Here is an 18607-nt window from a genome sequence, read left to right as displayed (position 1 = left end):
GCCGGCAGCGACCGCCGCGCCGCGGCCCGCACCGACCGCCAGGCCGACCGGGACCACGACGCCGAACTCACCGCCTACAACGCCTACCTCGCCCGCCTCGCCGCCCGCGACACGCCGACCTGACCCAGGCCCGGATCACCATCCTTCCTCGGGACAGGAGGGCGGTCCGCCGGTCCGGACGAGCTGCTCACATCCCCAGCACCATCGCGAGCATGCCGATGGCCAGCGACAGACGGCATGCCCTGCCCACCTCCGACGCTTGCCACACACTCGACCGTGCGCGGACCGGCCGCCCCGGTACAGTCGGCGCCGTGGCGCATCCGACGGTCGCTGCGGGGACCAGCCGAACCCCGGACCACAGCACATAGATGATGTAGTAGCCCAGCAGCGTCAGGTTCACCAGGGACGGACCCATCGTGGCGTGGCCGCCGTCGTGCATGCCCGCCATCGTTCCCCTGGTCGAGCCACCGGCCGCGAGCGCCATCAGGACCGCCATGTAGGCCATGGCTGCCGCATCGACAGTGTGGTGGAGGCGGTGCGACTCGCCGTGGGCGAACAGCACCACCCGTACGGCGAGGGCGGTGAACAGCACGCCCAACGCCATTGGGCCCCAGGCACCTGTTCTGTGCGCGAGGGCGGGAGCCGCCATGAGGGCCATCCCGATGCCCATCGCCCCCTCGGCCCGTGTGGTACGGCGCTTGTACGGGTCGGCCGCCGCCCCTGCTCTGGACCTCAGCAGACACAGCACGCCCGTGGTTGTGCCGAGGGCTGTCAACAGCCATCCCACCAACGGTGGTTCTCCCATGGAACCCACCCCCGCTCTCCTCCTTCCTCCGCGCGGCGGGGCGTAACCGGGCGCGCGGGGGCAGGGCCCGCGCACAGGAGCCGCGGCACCGGGTGGTGGGCTCCTGCGGTGCTCGGCCATCCGTGAGCTTGCTCGACCATGGGCGGCCGGGGAAACGCGGCAGGCCGGGGTACTGGCGACCAACGAACCGATTGACGCAGAGCCCCGGCGGCCTGGCGCAACGTCAGCGCTCGCGGTTGACGGCTGTCGGAAACCTGACGGCCAACACATCGCGCTGGGCCAGTGGTCACCGATCCCCCGGACCGGACTGATGATGTCGGAGCCGAAACAGTGACGACTCACCTGTTCCCATGCCGGGTTGCCCGGTTCACCACCGTGCGGGGGCATGATTGCCGACTGGAGTGCTGACGCCGCTCTTCGGCCGCACCGCACGGGGCCGACCGGGTCGTGTCCCAGCGAATGGTCTGCGTCCGAGTCCGGGGGCATCGAAGATGCGCGGGCACGCGGGCACTGGTACGCAGCGGCGGGCCGCTCACATGGTGAGTAGTCCGCGGCCGAACCAGTCCTTGTCGTCGCGCACGTCGGGTAGGGCGACGAAGTAGCCGCTGCCGGTGGGTGGGGTGTAAGCGCTTCCTCGACCAGGACGACGACCTGCATGGCACGAACGTCCCGGCCGGTGACTCGGTGATCGTCTCGCTCGACCATCGGCGCCTGGCCGCATTACGCCACGGCGCCATGCCCGCACGTCTCCCGGAGGAACGACATGTCGCTGACGACCGCACCGGATACTCTCCCCACGAGCACTGGCGTCGCGATCATGAACCTGCTCCTGCCCCACCACCGCACAACCGACCGGGACCGCGCATCCGCCGCGGCGTTCCCTCAGCAACGGCGCCGGATCACCGACTTCGTGTGCGACGGTGCTCCAGTTGCCTTCACCCTGCCCGGCTTCCCCTGCAAATCCCCGATCCCGGCAGGTCCTCGGTCATCGCCCCGGCATGGGTGAGCGTCTCTCTCACGTTCCTCAACGCCCTGTGCCCGGAGATGGAGCGCATCTACCCACCAGGCGCCCGCGTGACCATCTGCTCCGACGGCCACGTCTTCGGCGACCTCATCGGCGTCCCTGACGAGCACATCGACGCCTACGCCGACGAACTGCGCATCCTCCCATAAGCCAACTGGGCCTGGAGAGGCTGTCCGTCTTCGACCTGCGTGACGTCCTCGGCGACCTCCCGCACGAGCCGAAACGAGCTCACGTCCACGGTCGGCGCGCCCCCTCCGTCGAGGCGCTGCGGGCCGAGATCCGCGCCGATGACCACGTTCTGGCTCCCTACTGCGGCGTCACCCGCTTCCTCCTCAAGGACGCCGCCGACTACGTCGGCACCCGGTCACCCCCCAGCGCAAATGTCGACAACACGCCTACGGCGTCATCCAGCGCAGCCGCGCCTGGGGCGACCTCGTCGCCGACCACCATCCCCACTCCGTACGCTTAGACATCCCCCATCCCGTCGGCACGCCCAACCTCGGTATCCGTCTCCTCGGCGCACCCGATGTCTGGACCACACCGTGGCACTCCGCGGCTCTGCGCCGCGGGAACGGCAAATGGACTCTCGTGCCCTGAGCCAGAGCCGCCGAGCTGGGGCGTCTGATACTGCGCGGCGGCAGAGCAAGCCACGTCGAGCAAAGCTGAAACTGACTGGCTGAAACCCTTGCGGCAAGCCTGATGCCGGGGCGGCCAGGCAACGGACTGCGCGGCTCGGGCCCACCCTTGAAGTGATCGCTCTCAATGCTTCCGTCGACGCCCGCCCCGGCCCGCAGCTGCTGGCCCGGCCACCACCATGCCCGCTGCCGCCGTTTCTGTTTGCGCACCTGGACGATCGGCGGCGACCACCAGTGCCGCGAGCAGCGTCGTGACCGGGACCGAGGCGACCAGGCCGATCGAGCCCACCAGTGTGCGCACGATCTCCTCCGCCACCAGTTCGCTGTTGGCGACCGTCCCCACGCCGCTCTGCGCGATGGAGAAGAGCAGCAGCAACGGCAGTGCGGCGCCCGCGTAGGCGAGGACGAGGGTGTTGACGACGGACGCGATGTGGTCCCGGCCGATACGGATACCGGCCCGGTACAGCCCTCGCCAGCCCATCGAGGGGTTCGCCTCGTGCAGCTCCCAGACCGCCGATGTCTGGGTGACCGTCACGTCGTCCAGGACACCGAGCGAGCCGATGATGACGCCCGCGAGCAGCAGGCCGCTCATGTCGATCGACGGATACAGGCCGTGGATCAGGCCGGTGCTGTCGTCCGTGTTGCCGGTCAGCGCGGCCCAGCCGATGAACCCCGAGCCGAGCACACCGATCAGCACGAGCGAGAGCAGCGTGCCGAGCACCGCGACGGACGTACGGGCGGACAGGCCGTGGCACATGTAGAGGGCGAGCAGCATGATGGCGCTCGACCCGATCACCGCCACGAGCAGCGGGTTCGAGCCCTGGAGGATCGCGGGCAGGATGAAGAAGGTCAGCACCATGAAGCTCACGGCCAGCGCGATCAGCGCCATGAGACCGCGCATCCGGCCCACCACCACGACGGCGAGCGCGAAAATGCCGGCGAGCAGCGCCATGGGGAACCGGCGGTTGACATCGGTGACCGAGTACTGCAGGTCCTTGGGGGCGGAAGGCTCGTAGGCGGCCACGACCTTCTCGCCCTGGTGCAACTGCCGCGACTGGTCCGGCTGCACGATCTCGGTGAACGTACGGCCCTTGTCCTTGCCGGAGTCGACCCGGATCGTCGCCTTCTTGCAGGTGCCCTTCGCCTGCTGCGAGGCGGAGGAGCCGGCGCTGCCGGCCGGTGCCTGGCTGGAGGCGTTCGCCGACTTGCAGCTCAAATCCACCACCTTGGTGACCGTCGCCTGCTGCGTCTGCCGGTCGAAGCCCACGCCGCTGCGCTGGTGGGCCGGGGCACCGCCGGGCCACAGCACCACCAGCCCGACCAGCACGGCCCCGGTGAACGGGATGAGGACCGCCGCGATGACCTTGCGCAGGTGCTTGGAGACCGGCGCGGCGGGCCCGTGGCTGTGGCTGTGGCCGCCGGGGTGCGGGCGTCCGTGACCGCCCGCGCCCGCTCCGGGGCCGTGATCGGGACCATGTCCGATGCCGGTCACTGTGGCGCGCCCGTCGCCCATGGCGGTGGTGTGCCCGTGGCCTATGGCCGGCGAGGGGATGTGACCCGTGCCGACATCGGGTCTGTAGCCGGGGCCGGGAGGACTCCCGAACTCGTAGTCGTGGCCGTATTCGCTCGCGCGATCACCACTGAGACGGGGCGGGTCGCCGACCCGGTTCCAGTCTCCGGCACTCTGCCGGTCAGCGGCTCCCATGCCGTCTCCCTCGCGGTTGTCCGTGCCCCCTCTGAAGCCGGTCCTGCGCGGCGGCTCTGAGGAAGAGTACGGGAGCGGCTGCGTCATGGACTCAGCCCGAGCATCGCCAGAAGATCAGGACCGGCGCACGTCATCCGGCCCGCCGAGACTGCCGCAAGCACTGGTGCCTCGGTGGAAAGAGCGCTTGCGGATCTTCCCGTGACCGCTCAAGTCCGGCTCGCCTCTCTCCAACGGAGTGACCATCCCCATCCTATGGAGAGGCAAAGAAATCCCTGTGGCGCTCCCGGTTCACGCCCTTCGGGCGTATGTTCCTCCACGTCCTGTCATGTCGCGTTCATTCGGCATGTGGGATGAACGTCGTTTGTCATGCTCATGACTGCGCGGTTTCCGCCGCTGCTACGCGCAATCACAGGCCTGCCCATCCAGTGCGAATCCCCACGTCAACCGGAGGCAGTACCCCATGCGTGAGTCACACCCGAGCGGGCGGAGACGGAGTCTGCGAAGACTCGTCGGTGTCGCCTTTCCCGCCCTCGCTCTGACCGTCGCCGGATTCACCGCCGCACCGACGGCCGGCGCCCAGCCTGCCGCGACCCACCCTCAGACCTCCAAGGTCACGCAGAACAACAAGGCACTGACCGCCCCCGAGCGGCAGACCTACCACTCGACCGGCAAGGCCGGCCAGAAGGTGCCGACCCAGCACTTGTGTGCCACCGCCACGCCCGGTCAGGCGTCCTGCTTCGCCCAGCGCCGCACCGACATCAAGCAGCGCCTGGCCTCGGCGCTGGCCGCCGCGCCCTCCGGCCTCTCCCCGGCCAACCTGCACAGCGCCTACAACCTGCCCACCTCGGCCGGGTCCGGTATGACGGTCGCCATCGTGGACGCCTACAACGACCCCAACGCCGAGTCGGACCTGGCCACCTACCGTTCCACGTACGGCCTGTCGTCCTGCACCAAGGCCAACGGCTGCTTCAAGCAGGTCAGCCAGACCGGCTCCACCACCTCCCTGCCGACGAACGACAGCGGCTGGGCCGGTGAAGAGATGCTCGACATCGACATGGTCAGCGCGGTCTGCCCGAACTGCAACATCATCCTGGTCGAGGCCAACGCGCCCACCATGGCCGACCTCGGAACCGCCGAGAACGAGGCCGTCTCGCTCGGCGCCAAGTTCGTCTCCAACAGCTGGGGCGGCGGCGAGTCCTCTTCCCAGACCAGCGACGACGCCGCCTACTTCAAGCACCCGGGCGTTGCGATCACCGTCTCCTCGGGCGACTCCGCCTACGGCGCCGAGTACCCGGCAACCTCCCAGTACGTGACCGCCGTCGGCGGCACCGCTCTCACCACTTCCTCCAACTCGCGCGGCTGGAGCGAGTCCGTCTGGAAGACCAACTCCTCCGAGGGCACCGGCTCCGGCTGCTCCGCCTACGACCCGAAGCCGAGCTGGCAGACCGACACCGGCTGCTCCAGGCGCATGGAGGCCGACGTCTCCGCGGTCGCCGACCCCGCCACCGGCGTGGCCGTCTACGACACCTACGGCGGCTCCGGCTGGGCCGTCTACGGCGGCACCAGCGCCTCCTCCCCGATCCTCGCTTCGGTCTACGCCCTCGCGGGCACTCCGGGCGCGAGCGACTACCCGGCGAAGTACCCGTACTCCCACACCGGCAACCTGTACGACGTCACCAGCGGCAACAACGGAAGCTGCTCCCCGTCGTACTTCTGCACCGCCGGCACCGGCTACGACGGCCCGACCGGCTGGGGCACACCCAACGGCACCGCAGCCTTCACGTCCGGCGGCGGCACCGGTGGCAACACGGTGACCGTCACCAACCCGGGCAGCCAGTCGTCCACCACCGGTGGCTCGGTCAGCCTGCAGATCTCGGCCTCCGACAGCGGCGGCGCCTCGCTCACCTACAGTGCCTCCGGCCTGCCGACCGGGCTGTCCATCAACAGCTCCACCGGCCTGATCTCCGGTACGGCCTCCACCGCGGGCACCTACCAGGTCACGGTCACCGCCAAGGACTCCACCGGCGCCTCCGGCTCGACCTCCTTCACCTGGACCGTTGGCTCCGGCGGCGGCTGCACCTCGTCCCAGCTGCTGGCCAACCCGGGCTTCGAGTCCGGCAGCACAGGCTGGAGCGCGACCAGCGGCGTCATCACCACCGACTCCGGTGAGGCCGCCCACAGCGGCTCCTACAAGGCCTGGCTCGACGGCTACGGCACCACTCACACCGACACGCTCTCCCAGTCGGTGACCATCCCGGCCGGCTGCCAGGCGACCCTGACCTTCTACCTGCACATCGACAGCTCGGAGACCACCACCAGCACCCCGTACGACAAGCTGACGGTCACCGCCGGTTCGAAGACCCTCGCGACCTACTCGAACCTCAACAAAGCCTCCGGCTACAGCCAGAAGACCTTCGACCTGTCCTCCCTCGCGGGGCAGACGGTCACCCTGAAGTTCAACGGCGTGGAGGACTTCTCGCTGCAGACCAGCTTCGTCGTGGACGACACAGCCCTGACGACCAGCTGATCTTCCGATACGGCCCCCGGGTCCCGCACGCGGAAGCCGCCCGCGTGCCGGGTACGCCGTACCCACCGGCTTGCCGCAGAACGCCACGAGCCGGTGCCGCCGCCCGCCCGCCGTTCAAAGGGGCGGGAGGCGCGCTCGAAACCGGGCACGGATGCGGGCTGCGTCGCTGGCGCGCCCGTCGTGAGCCCCTGGCGTGCCGGGTCACCAACTGCTGTTGGTCACGCCAGGGAGCTCGCCCGCGTGGGCCATCTCACGTACGCGGATGCGGGACAGGCCGAAGGCGCGCAGGTGGCCGCGGGGGCGCCCGTCCACGGCGTCGCGGTTGCGCAGGCGGGCGGCGCTCGCGTCGCGGAGCTGCCGACGCAGTTCCCTCTGCGCGGTCGCGCGGTCCTCGTCGGATGTCTGGGGAGACGAGATGATCGCCTTCAGCTCGGCGCGGCGTGCGGCATGGGGGGCCACGACGAGGCGCCGCTGGTCATTCTTCGCGATCTTGCTCTTCTTCGCCATCAGACCTTCCCTCCCCGGGCGCGGATGCGAGCCACCGCGGCCTCGATGCCGATCGTGTCGACCGTCTTGATGGCCTTGGCGGAGAGAGTGAGCCGGACGTGGCGTCCTTCGCTCGGCAGCCAGTAGCGCTTGCTCTGGACGTTGGGGTCGAAGCGGCGCTTGCTGCGCCGGTGCGAGTGGGAGATGCGATGGCCGAAGCCCGGCTGTCGGCCGGTGAGTTGGCAGTGGGCGGACATGGTTCCTCCTCGGTGGTGGATACCGCAGGACCCTATCTCTTGATGAAAATGAAAACCAGTTCACTGTATGGTGCTGTCCATGGCCCGCAACGAACTGCGCCCGATCATCAAGCTGAGGTCCACCGCTGGCACCGGCTACACCTACGTCACCCGCAAGAACCGCCGTAACGACCCCGACCGACTGACACTCCGCAAGTACGACCCGGTCGTCGCCCGCCACGTCGACTTCCGTGAGGAGCGCTGAGAGCCGTGAAACCCGGAATCCACCCCGCCTACCGCCCGGTCGTCTTCCGTGACCGGGCCGCCGACTTCGCCTTCCTCACCCGGTCGACGGCCACCAGCGACAAGACCGTCGAGTGGGAGGACGGCAACACCTACACGGTCATCGACGTCGAGATCTCCTCGGCGAGCCACCCCTTCTACACCGGCACCCAGCGAGTCCTGGACACCGCAGGGCGGGTCGAGCGCTTCGAGCGGCGCTACGGACGCTCACGGAGCGATCAGTGAGCGCGGACCCGGGGCGGCTGCCGGTGGCGATCTTCGCCGGGTTGCACGCCGACGCCCGCCGGACCGCCGTCGAGAAGATCCTGCGTACGGTGCCCGGCGCGGTGGTGCTGCACCACGACCTGACAGATGCGACGGCTCGGTGCACCGCACGGTGCGCGATGTTGGCGGTCAGCTGGGCAGGGGCGACGCGCCCCTGGTGAACGACTGTGCGTGCTGCGTGCTGCGTGCGGACCTGGTCCCGGAACTGCTGCGGCTCGCGGAGGAGGGACGGTACCGGCTGGCCGTCGTGGAACTGTGGGACTCCGTCGAGCCCCAGGCCATGGCCGCGGTCATCGCCGCCGCGGGCGCACCGCTGGCGCTGACCGGGGTCGCCACCGTGGTCGACCCCGCACTCGTTCTGCCGTACCTGCCGAACGGCGACGACCTGGCCGATGTCGGCCTCGCCGCCGCCCCGACCGACCAGCGCACTGTCTCCGACACCTTCGCGCGGCAGTTGGAGTACCCCGCGGTGATCGCCGTCGTCGAAGGGTATGCGTGCGGTGCGGGCGGCGAGGTCGCCGACGACACCGACCATGCGCTGCTCGCCCAGCTCACGCCGGGCGCACGCAAGCTACGCGTGGAGAGCGGCGCCCTGGGAGAGAGGAACGACCTCACCATGCCTCGACGCACAAGCACCGGGCGGCAGCCCGCCAAGCGTCAGCGCGTCAATCCGCTGGAGGCCGCCGGTATCACGTACGTCGACTACAAGGACACCGATCTGCTGCGGAAGTTCATCTCTGATCGCGGGAAGATCCGCAGCCGTCGGGTGACCCGTGTGACGCGTCAGCAGCAGCGGCCGATAGCGCAGGCCATCAAGTACGCCCGCGAGATGGCGCTCATGCCCCACAGCTCCCGATAGCCGAGACGACCGTACGGAGAAGAGTCACCGCTTTTCGTACGGGTCCGACGGCTGCTTGACCTGCCTGACCGTCTTCGCGTCCAGCACTGGGGGCCAGGCCGCCGACATGCCCAGCCGGCCCTTGGGGTGCCAGGTGCCGGTGACCGTGACCCAGGTGTCCGTCGGCGGGGCGTCCGCGCCGCGCACCTGTACCTTGCTGGTGGTCGCGTCGGCCGCGCAGCACGAGACCAGCAGCCGGGTCACGTACCAGGTGTCGCCGTCGGCGTGGGTGACGAAGCCGGTCAGCCGGACGGTACGGCCCTTCAGCGAGTGACCGCTGTCGTAGACAGCGCGGGAGCTGAACTGGGCCACGCTGAGGTCCACCGGATCACCCGTGGGCAATGCCGGGAACGTGCCGACGCCCTGCGCCGCGCGCTGCGCGTCCTCCCGCGCCGCACTGTAGGAACCGAGTGCGGGCGGCGGGAAGAGCAGCAGCGCGGCGGCGGGCAGCACGAGCAGCCAGGCAAGGCGCGGGCCGGTCGTATGGGCGTGCCCGTGGTCGTGCGGGTCTTCGTCCTCGTCCGGCACCTCCCGCGCGGCCCTCACTCCCGCAGCCACGCCCAGCAGCACCAGCAGCGCCGCGGACGCGATCAGATACGGCCTCAGTCCGGACTGCACGTACCGCAGATACAGAGCACTGAACAGTGAGATGCGCAGCACCGCGGCGCCCACCAGCAGCAACAGCACGGCCGGCCCGTACCGTCTCACAGCAGCCACCACCCAACGAGCACACTGCCCAAAAGCGCGACCGCCCAGGTCACCGAGGAGAAGCGGACGGCGAAGGCCCGGCCGAAGGTGCCCGCCTGCAGCGCGATCAGTTTCAGGTCGACCATCGGCCCGACCACCATGAACGCCAGCCGGGCGGTGGGCGCGAACCCGCTGAGCGAGGCGGCCACGAACGCGTCGGCCTCGCTGCACACGCACAACACCACGGCGAGCAGCGCCAGCAGCGGCACGGACAGCCACGCCGATCCGGTGAAGACGTCGAGGACCGTGCGCGGCACCGCGATGTTGAAGGTCGCCGCGGCCGCCGAACCGAGCACGAGGAACCCGCCGGCGTGCAGGAAGTCATGCTGCAGCCCGGCCGCGAAGGCACCCGCGCGGGAGGTATCGGATCCGGTCGTACGCGCCGCCGGCAGCCGCAGCCACTCCTCCCGCCCGAAGCGCGCCCACAGCCAGCCCATCACGACGGCCGTGGCCAAGGAGGCCACCAGCCGGGCCACCACCATCAGCGGCTGCCCGGGAAACGCGATCGACGTGGCCACCAGGACGACCGGGTTGATCGCGGGCGCGGAGAGCAGGAAGGCGAGCGCGGCGGCCGGGGCCACCCCGCGCCGCATCAGGCTGCCGGCCACCGGCACGGACGCGCACTCGCACCCGGGCAGGACGGCACCGGCCGCGCCCGCGACGGGGACGGCGAGCGCCGGGTTGCGCGGCAGCAGGCGGCTGAAGACGCGCTCGGGTACCAGGGCGCCGATGGCGGCGGAGACGACCGTGCCCAGCAGCAGGAACGGGACGCCCTGGACGACGACAGCGGTGAAGACCGTCCACCAGGCGGCGACGGGCGGGGTGTACAGGTCGAACGCGACCTCCGGCCCGAGAACACCGCCAACCGTGACGATCGCGATGAGCGCGAGACCGCCGAGGACGACGTACACGAGTGCCCGTACGACCAGGCGTACGACGTCGCCGAGCCCGCGCGGGACCTCTGTGTACTCCTGCTCGCTCACACCACTCGCTTCGCCCTACGACACCACGAACGCGCCGACTCTAGCGACACCGGCTGTGCGCCGACCGGGCTTCGCCTCGCGGGAAGTTGTCAAGGTAACGGCTGCGCAGACCCCGGACCAGGGCACCTCGCGGTGTCACCGGCAGCGAACCCGGGTGGCTGGCCGGTGTCCAAACGGCGATGTCGGGGCGCCGGGCGGACTGGATCTGTTCCAAGACGTTCGGCCGGATCGGTGTGCATGCCGGGCCGGGCGGCGCCGTGGCTGCGTTCGCCGCCCGGCCCGGGGTCTTCAGGCGCCTGCTACGAGTTCGGGGTGCTCGTGCTCGCAGGTGTCGTCGATGCCGTAGGTGTCCCAGGCGGGGAATGGGTCGGCGGGCGGCAGGCTCTCTCCGTCGGCCATGAGGCAGTCGGTCAGTGCCGCGTGCAGGGCGTCCGGACGCAGGTGCGTGCCGATGAAGACAAGTTCCTGGGCGTCCGGGCTGTCGGCGTCGCGTGCGGCTGAGGGCTCGAAGCGTGCGACGGAGCCGGCCTGTGACCACAGGCCCGTCACGTGCGGGCGGCTGGCGAGGGTGAAGAAGCCCTTGGAGCGCAGGATCTGTCCGTACGCGCCGCTGTCGAGTTCTGCCGTCACGAACGTCCACAGCTGGCCGGGATGGAAAGGCAGTTCGGAGCGGAAGACGGTAGAGGAGATCCCGTACTCCTCCGTCTCGGGGACGTGGTCACCGTTGAGCTCCCTCACCCAGCCGGGAGCCTGCTGGGCTCGTTCCAGGTCGAACAGCCTGATGCCCAGTACGTCGCTCACCTTCACGCGGCCGTGGACGGCCGGGATGACCGATGCGGCCGGGTTGAGGCGGGTGAGCGTCGCACGCAGCCGGTCGGCGGACTCCTCGTCGACGAGGTCGAGCTTGTTGAGGACGATGACGTCGGCGAACTCGATCTGGTCCATCAGCAGGTCGCTGACGGTGCGTTCGTCGTCCTCGTACTGGTCCAGGCCGCGCTTTGCGAGTTCGTCGCCGCTTGCCAGTTCGGGCAGGAAGCCAGCGGCGTCGACGACCGTGACCATGGTGTCCAGGCGCACGATGTCGCCGAGGGTGGCTCCGTCGTCGCGGGCGAAGGCGAAGGTCGCGGCCTCCGGCATGGGTTCGGAGATGCCGGACGACTCGATGAGCAGGTAGTCGAAGCGGCCCTCGCGAGCAAGCCGGTCGACCTCCTGAAGCAGGTCGTCGCGCAGGGTGCAGCAGATGCAGCCGTTGGTCATCTCGACCAGGCGTTCCTCGCTACGCGACAGGGCCGCCTCGCCGCCGCGCACCAGGGCGGCGTCGATGTTGACCTCGCTCATGTCGTTGACGATGACCGCGACGTGCAGTCCCTCGCGGTTGCCGAGGACGTGGTTGAGGAGGGTGGTCTTGCCCGAGCCGAGGAACCCGGACAGGACGGTGACGGGCAGTCGGCCGGAGGGATCGGACGGCATCAACCCTCAGCCCTCGGGGCGCAGCAGCCCGCGCTCGTACGCCTTCACCAGCCGCTGGGGCACCAGGTATGGCACTCCGTCGACGGTGACCGGCACGAGCACCGGCGTCGTCGCCTTCCACTGAGCGCGGCGGTGGCGGGTGTTGCTGCGAGACATCTTCCGCTTGGGAACGGCCATAGGGGTCCTCCTGGATCGGGTAGCGAGTAGAGGATACATGAAAATGAACACCATTACGGACTGGCTTCCTTCCGGTTCACGCTTTCCTGAATTCAGGAATCTGTGTACCGTTGATCTGTGCTGACTGGCGCCTCCGACATCGACGTGCTGGTCCGGTTCGGCCGGGCGCTCGCCGATCCGATCCGCTGCCGCATCCTGCTCGCCCTCCGGGAAGCGCCCGCCTACCCCGCCGACCTCGCCGACGCGCTGGACGTCTCCCGCACCAGGCTGTCGAACCACCTGGCCTGCCTGCGTGACTGCGGCCTGGTCGTCACCGTCCCTGACGGCCGCCGCAGCCGCTACGAACTCGCCGACGAACGCCTCGGTCACGCACTCGACGACCTGCGCACCGCCGTGGTCGCCGTCGAGGGCGACCGGACGTGCACCGAGGCAGACGACAAGGGGTGCTGCTGACCATGAGCGCAGCGACATCCGTGGTTCTCGGCCCTGGTCCGGCCAGGCGCGGCGCCCTGGCCAGGCGGATACGGCTGCTGGTCGCGGCGACCATCACCTACAACGTGATCGAGGCGATCGCCGCCCTCACGGCCGGGGCCCTGGCATCGTCCACGGCGCTGATCGGCTTTGGCCTGGACTCCGTGATCGAGGTGTCCTCCGCCACGGCCGTCGCCTGGCAGTTCTCCGCCCGCGAGCATGCGGTGCGCGAGGCCAGGGAGAGGACAGCGTTGCGGATCATCGCGCCGTCGTTCTTCGCGCTCGCCGCCTACGTCGCCGTGGACGCCCGTACGGGCCCTGACCGGCACGGGCGAGGCCACGCGCTCCCTGCCAGGCATCGCGCTGGCCGCACTCTCGCTCGAGGTCATGCCGTTCCTGTCGGCGGCCCAGCGCCGCGCCGGACGGCAACTCGGCTCCGCCTCCGCCGTGGCCGACTCCAAGCAGACCCCGCTGTGCACCTATCTGTCGGCGGTCCTGCTGAGCCTGGTCGCCAACGCCGTGCTCGGCTGGTCGCGGGCCGATCTACTGGCGGGCCTGGTCATCGCCGCGATCGCGGTGAAGGAAGGGCGGGACGCGTGGCGCGGGGAGGGATGCTGCGCGGCACCGGCAGCCGTCGCGCCGGGCGAGGACCGGCGGGAGGAGGATGCCTGCGGTTGCGCCGCCGGGGGCGGCTGCTGCCCGTGACGGAGACCGCTCTGCGGTGACCGGTCCTCGAACCGCCGTCCCTGGCCGGGAAGCTGGGGAGGTGCTGCCCGGCCAGGGACGCGAAGGGCCGGCTCTCAGGCGGGCTGGGGAGCCGCTGTTCGGGCTCCCCAGCGCCGGGCACGGTAGGTGCCGGCCAGTCGGCAGACGGCGTAGATGCCGAACGAGATGGTCGTGACGTAGGGGCTGATGGGGATGGAGCTGCCCAGCGCGAGCAGGATGCCGCCCTCGATCGAGGCCACCGCGAAGACCACGCTGAGCAACGGCAGCAGGACCGGTGAGGCGGTGACGCGGGCGGCGGCTGCGGCGGGGGTGACGACGAGGGTGAGGACCAGGAGCGCGCCGACGACCTGTACCGACAGGGCCACCGCGAGCCCGAGCACGAGCATGAAGGCGAACGACAGCCCCCGTACCGGCACCCCGCGGGCGGCGGCGACGTCCGGGTCGGCGCTGGCGAAGGTCAGTGGCCGCCACATCACCACCAGGGCGGCGAGGACCACGGCGGAGGTGCCGAGGAGCCAGGCCATCTGCGGGGTGTCGACGGCGACGATCTGACCGGTGAGCAGGCCGAACTTGTTGGCGGCGCGGCCTTTGTAGAGGGCGAGGAAGAGGACGCCGAGGCCCAGGCCGAACGGCATGAGGATACCGATGGCGGAGTTGCGGTCCCGGGCCCGCGTGCCCAGGACGCCGATCGCGCCGGCCGCGAGCAGCGAGCCGACGATCGAGCCCGCGACGATGTTGGTTCCCAGCAGCAGGGCGGCCGAGGCGCCGGCGAAGGACAGCTCGCTGATGCCGTGCACCGCGAAGGGCAGGTCGCGCATGATGACGAAGACCCCGGCCAGGCCGCCGATCAGGCCGAGGGCGGCGCCGGCGATGAGGGAGTTGCGGACCAGGGCGAGGAGTTCGCCGTAGTTGTCGAAGGCGAAGATCTGCTGCCATATGCCGTCGGCGAGTGTCATGGGCGTACTCCTTCCCTCTCCGTGTGGTGCGGTGGGGTGGCCGGCTCGTCGGGCACGCCGACGACCACGACCCGGCCGCGCACGCGGACGACGTCGACCTGGGTGCCGTAGAGCCGGGACAGCGACTCGGAATTGAGTACTTCGTCCGGGGTGCCGACGCGGTGGCCGCCCGGGGCCAGGTACAGCACGCGGTCGACGAGGTCGAGCACAGGGTTGATCTCGTGGGTGACGAAGACGACCGCCGTGTCGTGGGAGCGGCGGCGGGCGTCGATCAGTTCGGTGACGGCCCGCTGGTGGTGCAGGTCGAGGGAGACCAGCGGTTCGTCGCAGAGCAGGATGCTGGGGTCGGTGGCCAACGCCTGGCCTATGCGCACGCGTTGACGTTCGCCGCCGGACAGCATGCCGAGCGGGACGTCGGCATAGGGCGTGGCGCCGACCGCCTCCAGGATCTCGTCCACCCGGCGGCGGACGCCGGCCGTGCGCAGCTGTGGTCCGAAGCGGTGGCCGTCGATGCCGAAGCGGACCAGGTCGCGGGCGCGCAGCAGCGCCTGCGCGGACACCTCCGCCTGCTGGGGGATGTAGCCGATGTGCCGGGCGGCCTCGCGCGGGGCGCGGCCCAGGACGGTCACCGTTCCGGCGGAGAGGGGCTGTCGGCCCAGCAGGGCCCGCACCAGGCTGCTTTTCCCCGATCCGTTCGGTCCGAGCAGGGCCCAGAACTCGCCCGGCCGTACGTCGAGTTCGAGGTTCTGCCACACCGTGCGCGCGCCGTAGGACAGGGCGGCGCCGCGCAGGCCGATCACCGCGGCGGGGCCGGTGCCGTGGTGATCGGTCTTTTCCTGGCGGGCCTGGGGTACGGAGGCCATGACCGGCCGGCTCACTTGTCCAGCGCGCTGGCGAGCGCGTCGACGTTGGCGGTCATCCAGCCCAGGTAGTCCTTGCCGTTGGGCAGGGTCTCGGTGACGGGGACGACGGGGATGCCGCCCGCCTTGGCCGCGTTCTCGATCTTCTCGGTCTGCGGGCCGGAGGTCTGCGCGTTGTAGACCAGGGCCTTGACCTGCTTGGCGCTGTACAGGGCGACGGTCTCCTGCAGGATCTTGGGGGAGACGTCGTCGCCTTCCTCGATGGCCTCGCTGAACTCCGCAGGGGTCTTGTTCACCAGGCCGCTCGCCTCGGTCAGGTACAGCGGCACAGGTTCGGTGATGCCGATGGCCTCGCCGCCGTGCTTCTTCTTGATGTCCGCTTCCTTCGCCTCCAGTCCGGCGAGCTTGCCCTTGAAGGTCTCGGCGTTCTTGGTGAAGGTGGCGGCGTTCGCGGGGTCGGCCTTGCCGAGAGCGGCGGCGATCCGGTCGGCGATCTTGGCGACGGTGGGGAAGTCGTACCAGACGTGCTCGTTGAGCTCGCCGCCCTTGGGAGCGGTGCGGCCGGAGACCTTGACGGCGTTGATGACCTCGGCGGAGGAGTTGTTGCCGCTGCCCAGCATGCGGTCGACGAAGTCGTCGTAGCCGCCGCCGTTCTCGATGACGACCTTCGCCTTCGACAGGGACAGCTGGTTCTGGGTGTTGGCCTCGTAGGAGTGCGGATCCTGGTCGGGGTTGCTCATGACCGAGGTGACGTCGACCTTGTCGCCGCCTATCTGCTCGGCGATGTCGCCGTAGACGTTCGTGGAGGCGACCACCTTGACCTTCGACGAGGAGGCGGCGCCCTGCGCGGTGCTTTTGTCGCTGCCGGAGTCCGACGAACTGCCGCAGCCCGCCAGGAGAGCCAGGGAAGCGCCGGTGATCAGCGCCAGGCGCCGGGACGGGGACGAGGGCATGTATTCCTCCACGACAGATGAGAACGGGGTGCTTGCCCCTCACGCTAGATGAAAACGAATGTCATCAGCATGCCAGATCTGATCGATATGAAAATCGTTGCCAAGACTTGACGTCCCGGCTACGGGTGCGACGCCTGCCCCTCCGGTCGGCGCCCGCAGCGGTTGCAGATCCCCGTGAGCTCGACGGTGTGCTCAACCTCGGCGAAGCCGGTGGCCGCGGCCACGCCGTCGGCCCAGCGTTCGACCGCCTCCGCCTCCACGGCCAGGCTGATGCCGAAGTCGCGGCAGACGAGATAGTGCCGGTGCCCGTCCGCGGGCCGGGGCGGGTAGAGGCGCTCCCCGGTCTTTTCCCGTACGACGTCGACGTGTCCTTCCCGCTCCAGCATCCGCAGGGTCCGGTACACGGTGGTCAGTCCCACGACAGCACCCTCGGTGGTCAGTGCCGCGTGCAACTCCCGCGCGGAGACGAAGCCTTGGCGGCCGTGCAGCCCCCGGAGAACGGCGGCCCGCTGCCGGGTCGACCGCCAGGCCGGCGCACGTTCGCCGGTCGACACCCCGTGCATGACGCCTGCCTCCCGCCCCGTTGGGGACCGATTCGCCGCACAGGCTAATTGAATATGAATTCCATGACTACTGGCGTCTGAGTCCCGAGAGGGCGCCGCTGCGGTGGCGGCGCCCGACGAGATGACCGCGTGCGGCGCCTCGTCTCAGCAGTCGCGGAGCTCCGGCGACTGGTTGAGGATCTGCGCGCGCTGGGAGGTGAAGCGCGTGTGGGTCTCGCCGCCGCGCGCCTCGGGGTGGAAGGCGGCGACGCGGTGGCAGTTCTGGAAGGCGAGGGCGATGCCGAAGTGGCGCTCCAGGCTGCCGCGGATCGCGTCGCTGGACAGGGCGCGCAGCAGCTGCCCGCGCTCCTTCTCGGAGGGCGGCGGGGTCTGGTTGTCGGCGAACTCGGCGGTGCTGCCGCGTAGTTCGCCGGCCAGGCGGGCGATGAGGTTGTAGGCGTAGGGGAGGGAGGTGCGGACGGTTTCCACGAAGTCCTGCTCCCGCACCTGGCCGTTCTCGGCTTCGGCGAGCAGCTGCGGGGAGACGTCGAGCGACATAAAGGGGGTGTCCTGTTCTGTAGTGCTGTTCTTGAGGCGGGTGTCTGGGGGGTGAGGGTCAGACGAGGGCGGCCAGCGCCGCGGGGCCGTGCCGGAAGTCCGGGTCGACCTGGGCGGCGAGGTCCTGGCCGGTGGCTGCGTTGGCCCAGGCGGCGGCGTTGCGCAGATGGAAGTCGACGGCGTGCTGCTGGAAGGCTGCCCAGTCCTTGGGCCGGGCGTCCACGGCCGCCCGCAACCGGTCCAGGGTGCGGGTGTTGTGCGGCTCCAGCTCGCCGTGGTCGCGGCCCTGTTCCTGGGCGCGGACGTAGGAGGACTGCTCGCAGTGGGCGAGCAGGTCCTCACCCACGTGGGCGCGCAGGAAGTCGAGGTCGTTCTCGCCGGTGACCTTGTTGCCGACCACGGCGACGGGGATGCCGAACTCGGCGGCGTGGTCGCGGTACTGGCGGTAGACCGAGACGCTCTTGCGGGTCGGCTCGACCACCAGGAAGGTCATGTCGAAGCGGGTGAACAGGCCGGAGGCGAAGGCGTCGGCGCCGGCGGTCATGTCGACGACGACGTACTCGCCGGGGCCGTCCACGAGGTGGTTGAGGTAGAGCTCGACCGCGCCGAGCTTGGAGTGGTAGCAGGCCACGCCCAGATCGCTCTCCTCGAAGGCGCCGGTGACCATCAGCGGGACGCCGGCGACCTCCTGGACGTGCGGGGTGTGGATGTCGTCGTCGCCCAGCAGCCGCAGCAGACGGGAGCCGCGGCCGGGCGGCGTCGTCTTGACCATGGCGTCGCGGGAGGGGATCCGCGGATTGGTGCCGCGCAGGTAGTCCTTGATCTCGCCGGTCCGCGCGCTGAGCGGCGGGGTAGTGAAGAGCTCGTCCTCGCCGAGGCCGAGGGCGTAGGCCAGGTGCTGGTTGATGTCGCCGTCAATGGCGAGGAGCGGGGCGCCGGAGCGCACCAGGTGACGGGCGAAGAGAGCGGACAGGGTCGTCTTGCCACTGCCGCCCTTGCCCACGAAGGCAACGCGCATGACTAGGCCCCCCTATTGGAAATGGGTTTCATGAGCATAGGCTGGTGGTGCGCGGAACGGGAGTCAAATCACCCGCGCCCCAACTCACTCGCCTGCCAGGTGAATTGGGGCGCCCATGGTGCAAACGGGAGCTCTCTTTGACCATCACCAAGGAGGTATGGACGTGAGCGATGCCGCCGGCAGTCCGCGTCTCCGCCCTTTCACCCTCGTCGTCTGCGGCACCTGCCGTGCTGCCGTGACCGGACGGGCGAGAGACGTGTTGC

Annotated in this window: 21 protein-coding genes and 2 pseudogenes; 9 read left to right on the top strand and 14 right to left on the bottom strand. The window is 70.0% G+C overall.

Annotated elements, in window-relative coordinates; genetic code table 11:
- Positions 1 to 187: 187 nt before the first annotated feature.
- On the bottom strand, positions 188 to 805 hold the full coding sequence (locus ACIRPX_RS42760; protein WP_404205527.1) for a DUF5134 domain-containing protein: 618 nt from the start codon (positions 803 to 805) through the stop codon (positions 188 to 190).
- 1002 nt (positions 806 to 1807) lie between these two features.
- Between ACIRPX_RS42760 and ACIRPX_RS42755 the strand changes: the two genes are divergently transcribed.
- Together ACIRPX_RS42755 and ACIRPX_RS42750 are read left to right on the top strand one after the other, a co-directional pair.
- Entirely contained in the window at positions 1808 to 1978 is a 171-nt protein-coding gene (locus ACIRPX_RS42755) for an L-tyrosine/L-tryptophan isonitrile synthase family protein (RefSeq protein WP_404205526.1), read from the top strand.
- Between the two features lie 160 nt (positions 1979 to 2138).
- Entirely contained in the window at positions 2139 to 2426 is a 288-nt protein-coding gene (locus ACIRPX_RS42750; RefSeq protein WP_404205530.1) for an L-tyrosine/L-tryptophan isonitrile synthase family protein, read from the top strand.
- Between the two features lie 162 nt (positions 2427 to 2588).
- Here the strand turns inward: ACIRPX_RS42750 and ACIRPX_RS42745 are convergent, their stop codons facing one another.
- Positions 2589 to 4256: a YibE/F family protein gene (locus ACIRPX_RS42745; protein WP_404205525.1), complete on the bottom strand. Its 1668-nt coding sequence runs from the start codon at positions 4254 to 4256 to the stop codon at positions 2589 to 2591.
- Positions 4257 to 4629: 373 nt separating this feature from the next.
- Here ACIRPX_RS42745 and ACIRPX_RS42740 point away from each other — a divergent pair, with 373 nt between their 5' ends.
- Complete coding sequence (locus ACIRPX_RS42740; protein WP_404205524.1) at positions 4630 to 6696, top strand: putative Ig domain-containing protein; 2067 nt, start codon at positions 4630 to 4632, stop codon at positions 6694 to 6696.
- A gap of 201 nt (positions 6697 to 6897) precedes the next feature.
- On the opposite strand, the gene rpsN is transcribed toward ACIRPX_RS42740, so the two are convergent.
- Positions 6898 to 7203, bottom strand: coding sequence for a 30S ribosomal protein S14 (rpsN, locus tag ACIRPX_RS42735; protein WP_404205523.1), 306 nt, complete (start codon positions 7201 to 7203; stop codon positions 6898 to 6900).
- On the bottom strand, positions 7203 to 7439 hold the full coding sequence (gene rpmB / locus ACIRPX_RS42730; protein ID WP_404205522.1) for a 50S ribosomal protein L28: 237 nt from the start codon (positions 7437 to 7439) through the stop codon (positions 7203 to 7205). Before rpmB ends, rpsN begins: the two co-directional genes overlap by 1 nt.
- A 79-nt stretch (positions 7440 to 7518) precedes the next feature.
- On the opposite strand from rpmB, the gene rpmG reads away from it, so the two are divergent.
- The 4 genes and pseudogenes from rpmG (at position 7519) to rpsR (ending at position 8844) form a co-directional block, all read left to right on the top strand.
- Entirely contained in the window at positions 7519 to 7683 is a 165-nt protein-coding gene (rpmG, locus tag ACIRPX_RS42725; RefSeq protein ID WP_161297569.1) for a 50S ribosomal protein L33, read from the top strand.
- 5 nt (positions 7684 to 7688) lie between these two features.
- Positions 7689 to 7946 carry a type B 50S ribosomal protein L31 gene (locus ACIRPX_RS42720; protein ID WP_404205521.1) on the top strand — a complete coding sequence of 86 codons (258 nt, stop codon included), beginning with the start codon at positions 7689 to 7691 and terminating at the stop codon, positions 7944 to 7946.
- Positions 7943 to 8583 (top strand): annotated as a pseudogene (locus ACIRPX_RS42715) (GTP-binding protein); the annotation flags it as partial. The gene ACIRPX_RS42720 and the pseudogene ACIRPX_RS42715, both read left to right, overlap by 4 nt.
- 18 nt (positions 8584 to 8601) lie before the next feature.
- Complete coding sequence (gene rpsR / locus ACIRPX_RS42710) at positions 8602 to 8844, top strand: 30S ribosomal protein S18 (RefSeq protein ID WP_404205529.1); 243 nt, start codon at positions 8602 to 8604, stop codon at positions 8842 to 8844.
- Between the two features lie 24 nt (positions 8845 to 8868).
- On the opposite strand, the gene ACIRPX_RS42705 is transcribed toward rpsR, so the two are convergent.
- The 4 genes from ACIRPX_RS42705 to rpmF all read right to left on the bottom strand — a co-directional run bounded on the left by ACIRPX_RS42705 (position 8869) and on the right by rpmF (position 12260).
- Positions 8869 to 9591 (bottom strand): TIGR03943 family putative permease subunit, encoded by a 723-nt coding sequence (locus ACIRPX_RS42705; protein WP_404205520.1) that lies wholly within the window; start codon positions 9589 to 9591, stop codon positions 8869 to 8871.
- Complete coding sequence (locus ACIRPX_RS42700; protein ID WP_404205519.1) at positions 9588 to 10613, bottom strand: permease; 1026 nt, start codon at positions 10611 to 10613, stop codon at positions 9588 to 9590. The genes ACIRPX_RS42705 and ACIRPX_RS42700 overlap by 4 nt, the downstream gene beginning before the upstream one ends.
- Positions 10614 to 10901: 288 nt before the next feature.
- Complete coding sequence (locus ACIRPX_RS42695) at positions 10902 to 12083, bottom strand: GTP-binding protein (RefSeq protein WP_404205517.1); 1182 nt, start codon at positions 12081 to 12083, stop codon at positions 10902 to 10904.
- A gap of 6 nt (positions 12084 to 12089) precedes the next feature.
- Positions 12090 to 12260 carry a 50S ribosomal protein L32 gene (gene rpmF, locus ACIRPX_RS42690; protein ID WP_404205516.1) on the bottom strand — a complete coding sequence of 57 codons (171 nt, stop codon included), beginning with the start codon at positions 12258 to 12260 and terminating at the stop codon, positions 12090 to 12092.
- A gap of 117 nt (positions 12261 to 12377) precedes the next feature.
- Here rpmF and ACIRPX_RS42685 point away from each other — a divergent pair, with 117 nt between their 5' ends.
- On the top strand, positions 12378 to 12713 hold the full coding sequence (locus tag ACIRPX_RS42685) for an ArsR/SmtB family transcription factor (RefSeq protein ID WP_404205515.1): 336 nt from the start codon (positions 12378 to 12380) through the stop codon (positions 12711 to 12713).
- Between the two features lie 2 nt (positions 12714 to 12715).
- Positions 12716 to 13436 (top strand): annotated as a pseudogene (locus tag ACIRPX_RS42680) (cation transporter).
- A 95-nt stretch (positions 13437 to 13531) separates the two neighbouring features.
- Here the strand turns inward: ACIRPX_RS42680 and ACIRPX_RS42675 are convergent.
- From ACIRPX_RS42675 to ACIRPX_RS42650, 6 genes are all read right to left on the bottom strand, one after another.
- The gene (locus ACIRPX_RS42675; RefSeq protein ID WP_404205514.1) at positions 13532 to 14413 is read right to left on the bottom strand and encodes a metal ABC transporter permease; all 882 of its coding nucleotides are present in this window, start codon (positions 14411 to 14413) and stop codon (positions 13532 to 13534) included.
- Entirely contained in the window at positions 14410 to 15276 is an 867-nt protein-coding gene (locus tag ACIRPX_RS42670; protein WP_404205513.1) for a metal ABC transporter ATP-binding protein, read from the bottom strand. The genes ACIRPX_RS42675 and ACIRPX_RS42670 overlap by 4 nt, the downstream gene beginning before the upstream one ends.
- Before the next feature lie 11 nt (positions 15277 to 15287).
- A complete protein-coding gene (locus ACIRPX_RS42665) occupies positions 15288 to 16226 on the bottom strand; it encodes a metal ABC transporter solute-binding protein, Zn/Mn family (protein WP_404205512.1) in 939 nt (312 codons plus the stop codon).
- 119 nt (positions 16227 to 16345) lie between these two features.
- Positions 16346 to 16789: a Fur family transcriptional regulator gene (locus tag ACIRPX_RS42660; RefSeq protein ID WP_404205510.1), complete on the bottom strand. Its 444-nt coding sequence runs from the start codon at positions 16787 to 16789 to the stop codon at positions 16346 to 16348.
- Positions 16790 to 16933: 144 nt separating this feature from the next.
- Positions 16934 to 17326: an SCO5389 family protein gene (locus ACIRPX_RS42655; RefSeq protein ID WP_404205509.1), complete on the bottom strand. Its 393-nt coding sequence runs from the start codon at positions 17324 to 17326 to the stop codon at positions 16934 to 16936.
- A 58-nt stretch (positions 17327 to 17384) separates the two neighbouring features.
- A complete protein-coding gene (locus tag ACIRPX_RS42650; protein WP_404205508.1) occupies positions 17385 to 18344 on the bottom strand; it encodes an ATP-binding protein in 960 nt (319 codons plus the stop codon).
- Positions 18345 to 18607 lie beyond the last annotated feature (263 nt).

The sequence above is a fragment of the Streptomyces sp. NPDC101225 genome, assembly GCF_044767585.1.
In the GTDB taxonomy this organism is placed as follows: domain Bacteria; phylum Actinomycetota; class Actinomycetes; order Streptomycetales; family Streptomycetaceae; genus Streptomyces.
The sequence above is the reverse complement of the archived record's forward strand: the minus strand, read 5'-3'. Positions and strand labels throughout refer to the sequence as shown.